Below are 16,951 nucleotides of genomic sequence, written 5' to 3'. Positions count from 1 at the left end.
TCAAATAATCCCGAACCACTGTTAAGAGCTGGAGACCAAGTACCTCCTGAATCTGGCGCACCGCCCAAAACAGTAAACAAGTCTATAGGGGTATCATTAGAACATATCTCTACAGAAGCGCTATTCCCAGCATTTGGTTCCGGAGTCATAGATACAGAAATAACTGCTGTGTCATCATCACAAGGGAACAAAGAAACGGTATATGTATAATCTCCGGCGGAATCAAATTGCGGGTCAAAAATACTTGATCCACTATTCAAAGGTGGAGACCAAGTACCTCCTAAATCTGGATTACCATTAATATAATCAAACAGATCTACAGGCGTTCCATCAGAACAAACCGTAATGTCTCCATCATTTCCTGCATTTGGAGGAGGTAAAATACTTATTGTGATAGTCGCAGATGTTGTTCCACACGGATTATTATCATCAATATTATATGTAAATACATATGGGCTGTTACCAATGTTTAACCCATTCATACTTAAGGTTCCTAAGTGATCGTTAGTGGTTGTAACAGGTCCACTCCATTCCCCATTAGTGTCTGGATTGCCTCCTAAATAGGTGAAAAGATCTATGGGGCCAATGGTATTTAATCCATTGTTACAAAATTCCAACGAATTGCTTTCACCAGCATTATTGGGTGGTACAAATTCAATAATTACTTCTAAACGATCTTCACTTTCACAAGGAGGGTCCACTGTGGTGGCATAATAGGTTTCGCCAGCTACTAATGGTGTATTTAAATCTAATGGTACAGCTGAAGAATTGGTGGCATACCAATTATTGTTTCCCGAAGCTACCAAGTCCGCCACTGTAGGCGGTGGGTCCTGAGTACCACAAAAGAATTGAAGGCCGTCACCTGAGGGTACGGGAACATAACCTACATTGACCAAAACAGATAGTCGGGAGGTTCTGCATCCCGTATCTGGATTTTCTTGATCTGCGTAGTAAAGTGTATTGTCAGATAAAATGGTCGTGGGAGCTAAAGCAGTTCCTCCGTTAGGAACCGCATACCATTGAACATTATTTCCAACTGCAAACAAATCTGAGATTGTTGCTTCTGAAAGGTCATCGACGCAAACCCCTTGAAAATTTAAGCCTGTTGGTGCACCATATATTGTTACAGTAACTTCTTGTCTACTACCACAATCACCGTTTGAATTATCCACATAGTAGACCGTGGCATTTTCTAATCCTAAATCAGAGGCTAATGGTGTAGTCGAAGTTGGTGAGTCAAACCAATTGATGCCTGAACCATTATCCACAGCAACTAAATCGGCTATGGTAGGTGAATCGATATCACAAAAGGACTGAGAATTATCGTTGATAGTTGGGCATTGGGAAAATGCGATACTGCTCCATAGGAAGATCAGTCCTAAAGAAAAAAGTAGGTGGTTATAAAAGAATGGGTGCGTACTTTTTTTCATTGATCTTAGCTAGTTAGCGCTAAATCTTTATTACAATTATAATAAAGATTTTTTATTTAGTTGGTTTTTGATTTAATTCTGAAACCTTATTTCACTTTGCTTCGGTCCGAATTTGAGTCAAATTTAAGAATATATACACCATTATTTTTATAATTTTCCCCTGAATTCTTTTCGTATTCAAACTTTAAAGCACTATGCTCAGAGACATCCTTCATGTTGGGTTGATTTTCCTTTTGAAAATAGCGTAAAAGGGTATCGAAGGTGGTATCAAAGCCGTACTTGGAGACAAGGGTAGGAGTAGATCCAAAAACCTGTTTGTATTTTAATTCAAAAATTCTTTCGGCATAATTGGGTTCAGAAGGTTCCAATGAGGGGTATAATAAATTCAAGACTTTATAACGCATTTTAGAAACTTCTACCTCATTTGGCAAATCTTTTTGTGTCAGGACTGCAAGTTGAATGAAATTCTTTGATGATTCGGCTAGCAATGGTGTCGTAACGTTTAAGTATACCTTTGTTTGGTTGGTATTGAGTAAAATAATGTTTTTTACATCTTTCTTTAAGGATGCAATTAGTTTGTTATTATCTACTAATCCATTACCCGATATTTCAAAATAAGTAGGGTTTGATAACTCCGAGGAAATTAATGTTTTGTTAGATACCCTATCGGAATCATGAATAACCAAAACATTAGCGTTTAATGAGTTGATGTATTTTAATAATACTTTGGCTTGGGTTTCTTCGGATGGTACGGATTCAATTATTGATTTATTTTGGAATGCGTTGGAATTTGTTAAAGTTACAATGGGTGAGTCATTCAGGTACTCATCCAGAGAAGTGACAAACTGGTCATCAAAATAAGGAAGGAAAACCAATTGATAATCTTCTAAATCAGATTTTTTAACGAAAGCTTTGATGCTTTTAGAATCCGTATCCTTAATGGAGGTCACCAATTCATAATCTAACAACAAACCTAAATTCTTCAGAGAATCCAAAGCTATAGAAGCACCCTCATAGAAGGCAACATTGTTTTTTGTTAATGAGTCTGCAGTAGAAGTTGATCCAGATTTACTTAAATTTTTAAATTCGCCTTTGGTAAAAGGAAGTACAAATGCTACCTTTTTCTTTTGATTCTTATCCAGATTTTTGGTTAAATCAGTGTATTTAATGTTAGGATTAACATATTCAGGATCTGTTTCGTAAGTGGTATTGCCACCGACCTGAATATGAGCTGGCATTTTAATGACCTCACCAATTTTCACACCATTTGAAAGAGAAGGATTCAACTTTAAAAATTCTGGAATACTCATCTCGGCCGCTTGTGATAAGCCATAGAGCGTTTCTTTTGGTTTAACGGTGTATGAGATATATTTCTGTGGTTGCTCAACTTGTGTAGGAACAGTTTTGGTTGGTTGATTTACAACTGAGGAAGCTGTGTTTGTATCAGATTCTTTTAATTTGGTTTGGTCAAAAGTTAAAACTTGACCTACCTGTAACGATTTTTTAGTTTGAGGATTTAAGGATTCCAATTGTTCAATGGAAATCCCAAATTTCTCAGCAAGACTAAATTTGGTATCACCAGTTTTAACAACATAGGTTGTTGATTTAGGTTTGCTTGGAGAAGAGATTGCTTTGTCAGTTTGAACGGTTAAAGTTTGTCCAGCAATCAGCGTTGGTACAATTTGTGGATTTTGAGATTCTAATTCATCAATACTGATTCCGAAATTCTTTGCTAAGCTATATTTTGTATCTCCTGATTTTACTTTATAAGTTATCTTTTTGAGTTCTTGAATCTCAGGAGTTGCAATTTCAGTTTTATTGACTTTGGATTTTGGTATTTTGAGTTCCATGCCCTCCTTAATACCATCAGAAGCGCCTGGATTCAATTGAAATATGTCATAGGGAGTGACATAATAAGTGTTGGCTATTTCTAAAATACTTTCCCCTTTTTTTACAATATGCTTTCTTTCTGGTTCTTGAGAATATGACCATTGGATACCCAAAAGCAACATCACACATAGGCATAGGATTCTATTCATAAGTGAAATCTTCTCGTTTTTACTAAAAGGGAGTTTTTGTAAGTATAAAAGTACTAAATTATCGATATGATTTATGCATTTTATAAGTAATTATCAATATGTTATTAACAAATTGATATTTAAGCTTTTGATTTTTGCTTATACCGTAATTAATGACCGGTTATTGTTAAAGGGCCTAAAACTTTATTTTTTTAAATTTTCAACCAACTAAATCATCTGTCCACCAGACACTTCTATTCGTTGGGCCGTAATCCATTTGGCGTCTTCGGTGCAAAGAAATGCCACAACACCACCTATGTCATCTGGTAAACCCACGCGTCCTAAGGCTGTATTTGATGCGATAAAGGCATTCAAATCTTGATTGTCTCTTACAGCGCCACCACCAAAATCGGTTTCGATGGCTCCTGGAGCCACTACGTTGCATCTGATTTTTCTTTCTCCTAATTCCTTTGCTTGATATTTACTTAAGGTTTCGATGGCTGTTTTCATGGAGGAATAGGCTGCATATCCTCCAATGGCAAATCGCGTTAATCCAGAAGAAATATTAACAATACCACCGCCATTATTCATTATGTGAAGTGCTGCTTGAGTAAGCATAAATACGCTCTTAAAATGAATTTGATACATGAGGTCTAGTTGTTCTTCCGTAGTCTCCATAAAGGAACTGTAAGTGCCAACACCGGCATTGTTAATTAGAAAGTCAAATTTCTCAGAGTGGAATGTCACTTTCAAATGTTCTTGTACTTGATCAAAGAATTTGTTGAATGAAGAGGGAGTACTAACGTTTAATTGAATGGCAGCTGCCTTTTGTCCTAATTGTTTGATTCGGTTAACAACGTCATCAGCTTTTTCTGAATTTTGATTAAAGGTAAGAATTACATCCAGTCCCTTTTGGGCTAGGGATAGGGCCATGTTTTCACCTAAGCCTCTACTTCCTCCAGTTACCAATGCTATTTTAGTTTTTGTCATGGCTAAAGATTTAATCGTTAAAAGTTATAGTCTGCATAATATAAAGATACGGAAAAGGGAAGGACTGCTCCATTTCTATTGCTGGCTTTTGAAAATCCATTAAATCAAGCGGTAAAAAGGACTTAAGCGTTATTCTAGTTTTTTAAAAGTGAACTACTTTAAAAAAGCATAAACATTCAATCTCTACTTTTTCAGCTTCATGGTTTAGAGGTTTTAACCGAATAGAAGATTTGAAATTTTCGTGAAAGGAGATAAATTGTTTCCCAAAAGAGAATTTAGAATTCGTCTTTAAAATCACTCAAAGGCGAAAATTAGAAGTAATTAAACTTAAACTTCAAAATTGAATCCTTTTTGGGTCAATTTTTTGTAAATATCATAATCAAATCGATACAGTTTAGCGGCCCGATGAGAAACGTCCTTTTGTTTTTCATCCAACACTTGCAACAACTTCATTCTTAGTATTTTTCTTCTAAAATTTGATTTATCTAATTCAATACCTAGTATTTCTTCATACAGCTGCATGAGTTCCAGGAGCGTGAATTTTTTAGGGAGAAGATTAAACCCGATAGGAGCTTGTTTTACTCTATTCCTTAAGTGTTTGAGGCTGTAATTTAAAATCGTGTTGTGGTCGTAAATAAGCTCAGGAACATCTTTAATGTTATACCATTTGACATCAGATGCTGTGAAACCCGCTTTAATATCAAAATCGTCAATTTTAATAAGGGCATAATAACCTATAGTAATAACTCTGCCTAAAGGGAAACGATCTGGTTCTCCAAAGGCTTTTAATTGTTCTAGGTAGATGTTGCTTAATCCTGTTAGTTCTTTTAATAAGCGTTGTGCTGCATGATCAATACTTTCTTCTTCTTTTATCCATCCACCAGGCAGTGCCCATTTTCCTTTACTAATCCCTTCAGCATGTTCAATTAACAAAACCTTTAAGGATCCCTTGTCAAATCCGAAAATCACACAGTCAATTGTTATGGCATTCATCACAGAACTTTCTATGATCTTACCAGATTCCTCATCAAAAAATTTCTTGAAAATCATTTTATTAAATAAAGGTAAATATAGACTTATAAGATTTAAGTGCTCACTTCATGCAGAAAAACCCTTTTTAAAAATCATTCAAAGGTCGATAATTGTTTAATTATTAACAAGGATTATGTTGAGATTGTAAGAAAAAGGTAGTTGAAATTTATGGTGTTAATAAAAACTATAGAATTATTTAAAGAAATCTTAAAAAAACAATTGAAATAATTGTCAAAATGAAAAATCCTTCGTAAACTTGTAGTCAAATTTACCATAAGATATGGTTTAAATGACAATAAATATGAATGCTACCTCTCAAAGTTTAAAATCTACCTACCTAATTACCATTGTAGCAAGTTTGGGGGGATTGTTATTTGGGTATGATACAGCAGTTATTTCTGGAGCTGTAGGGGCGCTTGAAACATTCTTTGTAAAAGCCTTGGATTCCAGTGCTGAAATGGCAACGCAATCTATTTTTCATTTTAAAATTATCTTGACATTATGTTTGCTGACTATTTTTGGGTTACTCAGCTCTTTTATCTATAAGTTCTATAATAAAAAGACAGCAACCATAATTGTAGTATTGTTTTTCTTCATTGTTGGTGCCTTTTATTATTTCGGGTTTTTGAATTCTTCAGATGGATTAACTGATAATTTAAAGAACTCGATTTTTGGCTTTATGGTAAGTAGTGCCCTTGTAGGGTGTATCATAGGGGCATCTATGGGAGACAAAATAGCCAACTCGATCGGTCGTCGAAATGGCTTGTTAATAGCTGCGGTTTTATTTATTATTTCAGCCTGTGGGTCTGGATATCCTGATAGCTTGAATGTCTTTGGAGGTAACGCGCTTACTTCTTTTATAATTTTTAGGATTATTGGAGGAATTGGAGTGGGATTAGCTAGTATGCTATCTCCTTTATATATAGCAGAAATGGCGCCAGCCAATATAAGAGGGAAATTAGTTTCCTTTAATCAGTTTGCCATAGTAGGTGGGATGCTTATCGTCTATTTTGTAAATTATTTTATCGTTAAAGGTCAAACGGCTGAGTGGATTAATACTATCGGTTGGAGAAACATGTTCCTCTCAGAAAATGTTCCAGCGATACTGTTTCTAGTTTGTCTGTTTTTGGTGCCAAAAACGCCAAGGTTCCAAGTGATGAAAGGTCATGACGAAGACGCGGTAGAGGTTCTTGCCAAGTTGAATGGTAAGGAAAAAGCCTTGAAAATCATTCAGGAAATTAAAAATTCATTTAATCAGAAGAAAGCACATTGGCTCACCTATGGTTGGGGTATAGTAATCATCGGAATTTTATTATCAGTGTTCCAGCAATTTGTAGGTATTAACGTGGTGCTTTATTATGCTCCCGAAATCTTTAAAGGCATGGGTATGGAGACCGATGCTTCCATGCTTCAAACCATTATTGTAGGTGCTATTAACTTGTTGTTTACAGTATTAGCCATTTTTACTGTAGACAATTTTGGAAGAAAGAAATTGATGTTGATAGGAAGTGTGGTTATGGCCATTAGTATGATAGGTCTTGGTTTCTCTTTGTTTATGCAATCTACGGGTATCGCTTCACTTTTATTTATGTTGGGTTATATAGCCGCTTTTGCCATGTCTTGGGGGCCTGTAACCTGGGTGTTGCTTTCAGAAATTTTTCCTAATAAAATTAAGGGAGTTCTGGCCGTTGCAGTGGCTGCACAGTGGTTGGCCAATTTAGTGGTCTCATGGACCTTCCCTATGATGAATAATAATATAAAATTAACCGAATTGTTCCATAATGGCTTTTCATATTGGATTTATGGATTTATGGCCATTTTATCGGCACTCTTCATTTGGAAGTTTGTGCCAGAGACAAAAGGGAAGACCCTAGAGGAGATGGAACAATTGTGGGATAAAAACAATAAATAGTTTAGAATGTATTTTTTAGGTGTCGATATAGGCAGTTCATCCATTAAACTATCAGTTTTCAATGCTGAAATTGGACTGGAAATAAAAGCAATTACGGTTCCTGATTTTGAAACACCTATTCTTTCACCTCAATCTGGGTGGGCAGAACAAGACCCTAATTTATGGTGGCAATACATTAAGGATGGCATTTTAAAATTAAGGCATCAAGAAGGAATTGATATCAGTAAAATTCAGGGAATTGGCATCGGTTATCAAATGCATGGATTGGTTTTGGTGGATGAAAATTTAGAGCCTGTAAGATCTTCAATTATATGGTGTGATGGACGTGCGGCTGAAATTGGAAGGCAATGGTATCAAACCATTGGTGTTGATGCCTGTCAAAGTCAAATATTAGGAAGCCCTGGAAATTTCACAGCATCTAAATTAAAATGGGTTCAAGAAAATCAACCTGAAATTTTTGAAAAGGCTGCTTATATGATGCTTCCTGGTGATTTTATTGCAGCTAAGTTTACGGGTGTTGCCCAGACTAGTACTTCTGGACTTTCTGAAGCCGCCTTATGGAATTTCAAAGAAGGCGGTCTAGCTAATGGTATTTTGAATGGAATGGGGTTGTCAGAGAAATTAATTCCAGAGGTTGTGCCCACATTTGGACATCAAGCAACTATTGACTCCAAGATAGCTTCAGAATTAGGTTTGGATACGCAAGTTAAAGTGACTTATCGGGCAGGAGACCAACCAAATAATGCCTTGTCTTTGCAGGTTTTAAATCCTGGTGAGGTAGGTGCCAATGCTGGTACTTCTGCAGTTATTTATTCGGTAACCGATCAAGATGCCTTCGATAAAAACAATAGAGTCAATACATTTCTTCATGTGAACAACACAAAAGAGCATAAACGTAATGGTGTGCTTTTATGTATCAATGGGTCTGGTATTTTATACCAATGGCTAAGAAAATTGATGTCCGTAGGAGCCACAGCTTCGATACCTTATGACCTACTTAACGGTCTAGCTACCAAAGCACCGTTAGGTAGTGAGGGATTGAGATTTTATCCATTTGGAAATGGCGTAGAGCGCATCTTTGATAATAAGGAAGTGAATTCAGGTATTGAATTCTTAAACTTCAATATTCATCAACCAGAACATGTGGTAAGAGCTGCCTGTGAAGGGATTGTTTTTGCCATGAATTATGGCTTTGATGTAATGAAATCCATTGGAGCATCTGGAAGTGCAGTTAAGGCTTCTTATGCCAATCTGTTTTTAAGCCCTTTATTCCGGGAGATTTTTGTAAACACAACCAATACCGTTTTAAACCTATATGAAACTTCAGGTGCCGATGGAGCAGCAAGAGGAGCAGCTTACGGTTGGGGCTATTATAACTCCTTGAAGGAAGCTTTTGGGAATATTAAATTAATGGAAGAGTTAGAGCCAAATAGAAATTTGGTGAATCAATATCAAGATGTTTATCAACATTGGAAAGAACAAATTAAAATTCAAGATTAAGATTATGAATACAACAACGTTACAAAGTTTTTTTAAGGGAATCGATGCTGTAAAGTATGAAGGCAGAGAGAGCGATAACCCTTTGGCCTTTAAGTGGTATGATGAAAACCGCGTAGTGGCTGGTAAGACTTTAAAGGAGCATTTGCGATTTGCAATGGCTTATTGGCATACACTATGTAATAAAGGAGATGATCCTTTTGGTAAGCAAACTGAAACTTTTTCTTGGGACAATTCCGAAAACGTTTTAGAAAGAGCACGATTAAAAATGGATGCAGGGTTTGAATTTATGAGCAAACTGGGTATTCCATTTTATTGTTTTCATGATGTCGATTTAGTAGATGAAGCTCCAACTTTAGCTGAGTTTGAAACCAGAATTCAGCATATGGTTGATTATGCGAAACAAAAACAAGCGGATACCGGAATTGAATTGTTATGGGGTACTTCAAACCTTTTTTCAAATCCGAGATTTATGAACGGTGCTTCTACCAATCCAAACTTTGACGTGGTTGCTTATGCCGGTGGACAAGCAAAATTGGCTATAGATGCTACCATTGCACTAGGCGGACAGAACTATGTGTTCTGGGGAGGTAGAGAAGGGTACATGAGCCTTTTGAATACCGATATGAAGCGTGAGCAAGACCATTTGGCTAGATTTCTAACTATGTGTAGAGATTATGCACGTAAGGAAGGTTTTAACGGAACTTTCTTGATTGAGCCAAAACCTATGGAGCCTACGAAACATCAATATGATTTTGACGCAGCTACTTCTATTGGCTTTATTAATAAATATGGATTGCAGGAAGACTTCAAGTTAAACTTGGAAGTAAACCATGCGACTTTGGCAGGTCATACCTTTCAACACGAACTTCAAGTAGCTGTTGATGCTGGCCTTTTAGGAAGTATTGATGCAAATAGAGGTGATTATCAAAATGGATGGGATACCGATCAATTCCCAATCAATGTTTATGAAATCACCCAAGCTATGTTAGTCATATTAGAAGGTGGAGGTATTCAAGGCGGAGGTATCAATTTTGATGCTAAAGTGAGAAGAAATTCAACCGATTTAGAAGATAAATTTATCGCTCACATAGCAGGAATGGATGTATTTGCGCGAGGATTAATTTGTGCAGACGAAATTCTTAAGAATACAGACTATTTAAAATTAAGAAAAGAACGATATGAATCTTTTGACTCAGGTAATGGAGCCAAGTTTGAAAAAGGAGACCTTTCTTTAGAAGACTTAAGTAAAATTGCTAGAGCCAATGGAGAACCAAAAATTATAAGTGGTAGGCAAGAATTGTATGAGCAAATCATTGCAAACGCTTATTAGACTATTTCAAACTCAAACAATAAGTATTTAACTAACTTTTTTCATTATGAGAAGTAAATTTTATGAATCTACAAGGTTTTTCACCTTTTTTGCTGTAGTATTCTTTTTTGTCCTCGGCTCTCAAACGGGTTTTGCGCAAGAAAATATTACGGTTTCGGGTACAGTGACAGATGCCTCTGATGGCATGCCAGTCCCAGGTGCTTCGGTAATCTTAAGGGGAGATCAAACCAAGGGAACTTCAACAGATTTTGATGGAAACTTCGTTTTAGAAGTACCATCTAATGCTGTTTTGCAGGTAAGCTACATAGGGTATTCAACACTCGATGTGGAAGTCAATGGCCAAACAACTTTAACCATTCAAATTGAAGCTAGTGTTGAAGCACTTGGTGAAGTAGTGGTTGTTGGATATGGTGTTCAAAAGAAAGAACTAACTACGGGTGCCAATCTTCAAGTTGAGGGAGCGGCTCTTCAAAAGCAAAGTACGACTAACGCACTTCAAGCAATGCAAGGTCAAGCAGCAGGGGTGCAAATTACTTCAACCTCTGGTCAACCGGGAGAATCTATGAACGTTGTGATACGTGGTTTGGGTTCTGCAGGTAGCAATGCACCTTTGTATGTTGTTGATGGAGTACAAACAGGAGATATTTCGTATCTTAATAACGCAGACATTGAAAGCATCTCGGTGTTAAAGGATGCTGCTTCTGCAGCTATTTATGGTTCACAGGCCGCCAATGGTGTGGTTTTAGTAACTACCAAAAAGGGTAAAGAAGGAAAAACCCAAATTACTTTTGATCAGTTTTATGGGGTTCAGACTTTAGCTAAAAAAATTGACATGCTTAATGCTCCTGAGTATATGACGATTATTAATGAGTCGAGAATCAATTCTGGATTGGCAAGACAGTTTTCAGATGAGGATATTGCCAATGCTGGAGCTGGTACCGATTGGATGGACGAAATGTTTACAACTGCACCGACAGAAAACTATACTTTAGGTGTTACAGGAGGAAATGAAATGTCTACTTATTCGTCATCACTTTCTTACTTAAATCAAGCTGGTATTGTTGGAGGAAAAGATTATTCCTATTATGAGAGATACAATTTTAGGTTTAACTCTGAGCACAAATTGTATAAAGACAAAATAAAGTTTGGTGAAAACTTTAGCTTCGCTTGGATTAACAATAATGGTATAGGAGTTGGTAATCAGTATAACAACTCTTTGAGAGGTGCTTTCCAGACAAACCCATTATTCCCAATGTATGATGCCAATGGGGCATATTTTAATTCAACAGGATATAGTGAACCTTGGTTACAAGGTGTGTCTAATCCATATGCTCAAATGGTTTATTCCAATCAAAACGAAAGTGATACCCAGAAATTGATCGGTAATGTGTATTTCGATTTTGAACTAGCTAAAGGATTGAATTTCAGAACCAATTTAGGTATTGACTATTATGCGAGTCAAGGACACAGTTTTTCACCTATTTATGAATTATCCATTTATGCATTTAGTAACTTAAGAAGTGTAAACCAAAACATGAGTAAAGGTAAAAGCATGATATGGACTAATTTATTGACCTATAATTTTGATTTGGGAGAAGATCACCACTTCGAAACCATGTTAGGTACTGAGGCCTTTAAATATGATGGTCACTTTATGTCTGGTTCAAATGTGGATTTAATCTATGATGATTTAAATCATGCTTGGTTAAGCAATGCAACGAATGCAGACGGTACTCAAATTTCACTTTCAGGTGGACCAAATCCAATTAGTAAAAGAATGTCTTATTTTGGCCGTTTAAATTATAACTATAAAGGAAAACTTCTTTTAAATGCCACTTTTAGAGCAGATGGTTCTTCACAATTTGCTAGAGGGAATCGTTGGGGTTATTTCCCATCAGTTTCAGCCGGTTGGGTTATTTCTAGAGAAGATTTTATGGGAGGTGTAGAAAATTGGATGAATTATTTGAAACTTAGAGGAAGTTGGGGACAAGTGGGTAACCAAAATGTTGGTAATTTCCAATTCCTTGGTTTAGTAAGAACTCAAAATACCAATTACAGTTTTGGAGATGAAGAAGGCGTATTAACTCCAGGAGCGTATCCATACAGATTACCAAACTCTGAATTGCAATGGGAAACAGCAGAAGAATTGGATTTTGGTTTTGATGCCAGATTCTTCAATTCTAAATTAACCCTTGCTTTCGATTGGTACCGTAAAGAACAGAAAGATTGGTTAGTATTGGCTCCAATTCCTGCAATCGCAGGTGCTGAGGCACCATATATTAATGGAGGAAGTGTGGTTAACTCTGGTGTTGAAGTCGTATTAGGTTACAATGGTGATATAGGAGACGACTTTAGTTATAACTTTAGTTTTAACGGTGCTTACAACAAAAATGAAGTTGGTGAAATTCCAACCGAGGATGGCATTATTCACGGGTTAAATAACCAACTTTGGGATAATTCTCAGGAATTTTATAGAGCTGAGGACGGACATCCTTTAGGATATTTTTGGGGATATGAAACTGCAGGTGTCTTCCAAACAGAAGCAGATGTGAATAACTATGTGAATTCTAATGGTGAATTATTATTGCCAGATGCGCAACCAGGAGATTTAATTTATGTAGATCACAATGGTGACGGTGTTATTAATGGAGATGATAGAACAGAAATAGGAGATCCTAATCCTGATTTCACTTATGGATTCTCTCTTGGATTCAATTATAAGGCCTTTGACTTTGCAATGCAAGCAAACGGCGTAGCAGGAAACCAAATTGTACAGTCGTATCGAAATACGGGAGCAAATCAAAACTGGACAGGAGCTATTTTAGACCGTTGGCATGGACCGGGGTCTTCTAATACCTTACCCCGAGTAACTGTTGATAATAGAAATTATAACCAGTTCTCAGATATTTTTGTTCACGATGGTGATTTTTTAAGAATTAGTACTGTTACTCTTGGTTATGACATAGCAAAGGGTATTAAGAGCAAGACTTTCTTTGCAGAACAGTTAAGAATCTACGCTTCTGTTTTGAATCTTTACACCTTCACTAGTTACGATGGTATGGATCCAGAAGTAGGATTTGGAATTTCAGATGGAAATTACAACTTTTCATCTGGAGTGGATGTTGGGTATTACCCAAGACCTAGAACCTATATGTTAGGGGTAAACTTTAAATTTTAAAAATTGAATCATGAAAAGAATTAATTTATATTTAGTTGCTTTAGGAATGCTTGTATGGGGATGCGGCGATGACTTTTTAGATACAGCGCCAATTACCGATACAACAGACGAAAGCTTTTACCAAATTCCTGAGCATGCATATTCTGCATTGATAGGATGTTATGATGGCCTACAAGTGGTTACTGGTGCTTCTGGCAGAACGTTTTATACGGCATCAGAAGTGATGTCTGATGACTGTTTTAGTGGACTGGGATATTCTGATAACCCAGATTATCAAGCTATTGATGAGTTTGATATGAGTGTGGCTCCTGCCTATCAGGATTTGTACAATGATACTTGGATCAAATACTATCAAGCGCTATATCGTTGTAATGTGTTAATACAAAGAATTGATCAAATAGATTGGACTGATAATGAAGCCTTAAGAAATCGTTATGTAGGTGAAGCCCGTTTTATTAGAGCCTACCTTTATTTTGATATGGTACGCCTATGGGGTCACATTCCTTTATTGACAGAGCCTTCAACAGAGAATCTACCTCAAGCAGACCCAGATGAGGTTTATGCTGTAATCGCTGAGGATTTACTTTATGCTGCAGAAAATATTCCAGCGGAAAGTTATAATTCAGTACCTAATGGTCGCGTTACAAGATGGGCTGCTAAAGCCATGTTAGGGCGCGTTTATTTATACTATACTGGATATTATGGACAGTCTGATTTAGTGGGATTAGTTTCTCAAAGTGAAGCTTTACAACATATGGAAGATGTCATTGCATCTAGCGGACACGGTTTGGTTTCTGATTTTGCAAATCTATGGCCTGCTGCTAGCACTACGGAAGACGGATCCACATATGCAGGTGAAAGTAATGAGGAAATTGTATTTTCTATTAAATATACTTATACTAGTGATTATAACGGAAATACAGACGGTAACCATTGGATGGTTTTATTTGGGATGCGTGAGTTTATGAGTTTCCCTTACGGGAATGGTTGGGGAATAACCGCCACCCAAAAATTGTATGACTTATACAATGAAGGAGATTCTAGACGTTTTGCTACCGTTATAGGTGTAGATGAAGAGGAAATTCCATTTGATAATCAAGAAGGACAAAGAGAGTATACAGGTTATTATAACAAGAAATATACACCTATGTCTGCCTATGATGAATCAGGAAACTTGGTAAGTACTACGCAAATAGTAGCAACTGGAGATTTTCAAATTGAACAGTTCCAAGATTACTTTGCAATTAGATATTCAGATGTTTTATTGATGGCTGCCGAATTAGGTAGTGGAAGTGCTCAAAGTTACTTTGACCAAGTAAGACAACGTGCTTACGGTAATAACTTTACACCACTTGCGGTAACTGCTGAAAATTTATTAAAAGAAAGACATTTAGAGTTTGCTCTTGAGGGAATAAGATATTGGGATTTAATGCGTCAAGGTCTGGGCGTTGCGGCATCAGAACTTGAAGAAAATACAACCGTTTTAACAGGTAGTATTGAAGAAACAAAAATTATTTCTGGCGCTAATTTCCAAGCAACACAAGGACTTTCTCAAATTCCGAACACACAAATTACATTGTCAGGTAATGTATTACAGCAAAATGCTGGATGGTAATTAACTAATTAAAGATTAGAATTATGAAAAGAATTTTTAAAATATTTATGTTAATCGGGGTCCTGGTTTCCTTTGCCTCTTGTAGTGAAGACGATCACGAGCTGGGAAGGAAACTAGATCCTTCAGAACTTAACTTCTCTGTAGTTCAAGACTATTCTATAGATGCAGGGGGTAATACTGTTATTTTAAGGAATAATACTCCAGAGACTGTTCCTGTTTGGGATTATGAAACAGGAATTTCTAACAGAGCAATCGATACAATTCATTATGCTTTTGCTGGAGATTACACCATTCAATTTTCTGCTGTAACCGATGGAGGTATTGTAGAAGCTGAACCTATTGTTATAACAGTTACAGAAGATAACCTGAATTATGTTAACGATCCATTATGGACCATGCTCTCTGGAGGAGTAGGAAATTCTAAAACATGGTTATTGGATGTTGATGCAGAAGGGGTATCCAAGTATTTTGTTGGTCCAATGTTCTTCTATGGCACCGATAATGGTTGGTTAGAAGGAGGAGAAGGCGGTTGTTATGGAGATGATTGTTGGAATTGGTCTCCAGACTTAAATAGTATTCAAGGATGGGGATTCTCTGGACCAGCAGATTTTGGTGAGATGACATTCAGTTTAGAAGGAGGACCATACATGACAGTAAACCATCTTACTCTGCCTCAATATGGAGAACAATCAGGAACATATTATTTGGATAAGGATAATCACACTTTAACAACTTCAAACGCTACCATTTTGCATGACGCTGTTTATGAAGAGTGTGTAAGTAATTGGAACTCATTGGTTATTCTGTCACTTACTGAAGATACAATGCAGTTAGGTGTAATTAGAGACTGTGACCCAGCAATGCTATCTTTCAATTTTATTTCTCAGGAATATAGTGATAACTGGGTTCCAGAAGAAACAGGTCCTGAAGAACCAACGCTTCCTGATGGATGGGAGGATATTATTTCTCAAATTACTACTACAGCTATTGAATGGAAATTATCTGAAAGTAATCCACTTGATTGGGCAGGATTAAATGGTTCCATGTTAAATGGATGGCAAACACCAGAGGATTATCCAGATTGGTTAGGAACACCAGATCCTGAAGTTTATGGAGATTTTTCCATGATTATGGACTCACAAGATAACTCAGTAATTTTCTTAACACCTGATGGATCTGTAACTGAAGGAACCTATTCAATTAATGGTTCTGGTATCTATTCTTTCAGTGTGGGTGTACCAACTTTTACAGTAATTAATTGGGCAAGTTTTTCAGCTGATGCTAATAATCAGTTAAGAATTCTTGATATTTCAACAGATGCCAGCGGAAATATTTCTGATATGTGGCTTGGAGCTATCAATGCCGAAGGAACAGAATATATGGCTTACCACCTAGTGCCAAATGTTGGCAACTCTTCAGGTGGTGGAGGTGGAAATGAAGGTACAGATGTACCCTTCGATAATTCCAAGCTGGTCTATGGTGATTTGGAAGGAAATGGAAACTTAAGATTGGAAATTTACAATGAATTTGGTTCCACCTTTAATGATCCAGGACTAAACACTGCAGACTTGGCCTCCTTTGAATCAGTTGAAGTAACTTTTACATTGAGTGGAATTACTTTGAATGCAGGAGCTGTAGGTTCTTATAATGCTTCCATGTATTATGCGGATTCTGATTGGAATCCAAATGGAAATGGAAGTGCAATTACAGTTAACGGAGATGGAACTTATACTGTTTCTTATGATCCAGGTACTTTAGTAGAAGGGGTGATTGTATTTGTAATAGATGTTGCCGGTATGGCAACAGATATAACAGATTTAGAAGCTGTTTCTGCTACTGTGGAAAGTATAACCGTGTATTAATTAAAGAATTTTAAGCCTCTTAATGAATGAGGTTATATGGTTAAATATTTTGGTAAGAAGCAGCCTCAAAACTGCTTCTTACCT

General features: G+C 36.6%; 9 protein-coding genes and 1 pseudogene. 6 read left to right on the top strand and 4 right to left on the bottom strand.

Annotation, left to right across the window (positions count from 1 at the left end; all coding sequences use genetic code 11):
* The 4 genes and pseudogenes from GZ212_RS14415 to GZ212_RS14400 all read right to left on the bottom strand — a co-directional run.
* Positions 1 to 1,430, bottom strand: a pseudogene (locus tag GZ212_RS14415) (hypothetical protein); the annotation flags it as partial.
* 86 nt (positions 1,431 to 1,516) lie between these two features.
* A complete protein-coding gene (locus GZ212_RS14410) occupies positions 1,517 to 3,469 on the bottom strand; it encodes a LysM peptidoglycan-binding domain-containing protein (RefSeq protein ID WP_166961725.1) in 1,953 nt (650 codons plus the stop codon).
* A 207-nt stretch (positions 3,470 to 3,676) separates the two neighbouring features.
* Positions 3,677 to 4,438 carry an SDR family NAD(P)-dependent oxidoreductase gene (locus GZ212_RS14405; RefSeq protein WP_166961722.1) on the bottom strand — a complete coding sequence of 254 codons (762 nt, stop codon included), beginning with the start codon at positions 4,436 to 4,438 and terminating at the stop codon, positions 3,677 to 3,679.
* A gap of 327 nt (positions 4,439 to 4,765) precedes the next feature.
* Positions 4,766 to 5,488, bottom strand: a complete 723-nt coding sequence (locus GZ212_RS14400) for an NUDIX domain-containing protein (protein WP_082316605.1) — start codon at positions 5,486 to 5,488, stop codon at positions 4,766 to 4,768.
* Between the two features lie 283 nt (positions 5,489 to 5,771).
* On the opposite strand from GZ212_RS14400, the gene xylE reads away from it, so the two are divergent.
* From xylE to GZ212_RS14370, 6 genes are read left to right on the top strand one after another with little or no spacing between them, the layout of a single operon-like run.
* Complete coding sequence (gene xylE, locus GZ212_RS14395) at positions 5,772 to 7,382, top strand: D-xylose transporter XylE (RefSeq protein ID WP_206080457.1); 1,611 nt, start codon at positions 5,772 to 5,774, stop codon at positions 7,380 to 7,382.
* 6 nt (positions 7,383 to 7,388) lie between these two features.
* On the top strand, positions 7,389 to 8,882 hold the full coding sequence (locus GZ212_RS14390) for an FGGY family carbohydrate kinase (RefSeq protein ID WP_166961716.1): 1,494 nt from the start codon (positions 7,389 to 7,391) through the stop codon (positions 8,880 to 8,882).
* A gap of 4 nt (positions 8,883 to 8,886) precedes the next feature.
* Positions 8,887 to 10,212: a xylose isomerase gene (gene xylA, locus GZ212_RS14385; RefSeq protein ID WP_166961713.1), complete on the top strand. Its 1,326-nt coding sequence runs from the start codon at positions 8,887 to 8,889 to the stop codon at positions 10,210 to 10,212.
* Positions 10,213 to 10,258: 46 nt separating this feature from the next.
* On the top strand, positions 10,259 to 13,390 hold the full coding sequence (locus GZ212_RS14380; RefSeq protein WP_166961710.1) for a TonB-dependent receptor: 3,132 nt from the start codon (positions 10,259 to 10,261) through the stop codon (positions 13,388 to 13,390).
* A 10-nt stretch (positions 13,391 to 13,400) separates the two neighbouring features.
* Complete coding sequence (locus GZ212_RS14375; protein ID WP_166961707.1) at positions 13,401 to 15,005, top strand: RagB/SusD family nutrient uptake outer membrane protein; 1,605 nt, start codon at positions 13,401 to 13,403, stop codon at positions 15,003 to 15,005.
* A gap of 23 nt (positions 15,006 to 15,028) precedes the next feature.
* Positions 15,029 to 16,867: a hypothetical protein gene (locus tag GZ212_RS14370; RefSeq protein WP_166961704.1), complete on the top strand. Its 1,839-nt coding sequence runs from the start codon at positions 15,029 to 15,031 to the stop codon at positions 16,865 to 16,867.
* The last annotated feature ends 84 nt before the right edge of the window (positions 16,868 to 16,951 follow it).

Source organism: Mangrovimonas sp. CR14 (assembly GCF_011764015.1).
GTDB lineage: Bacteria > Bacteroidota > Bacteroidia > Flavobacteriales > Flavobacteriaceae > Mangrovimonas > Mangrovimonas futianensis.
This window is presented reverse-complemented; position numbering and strand designations above follow the sequence as displayed.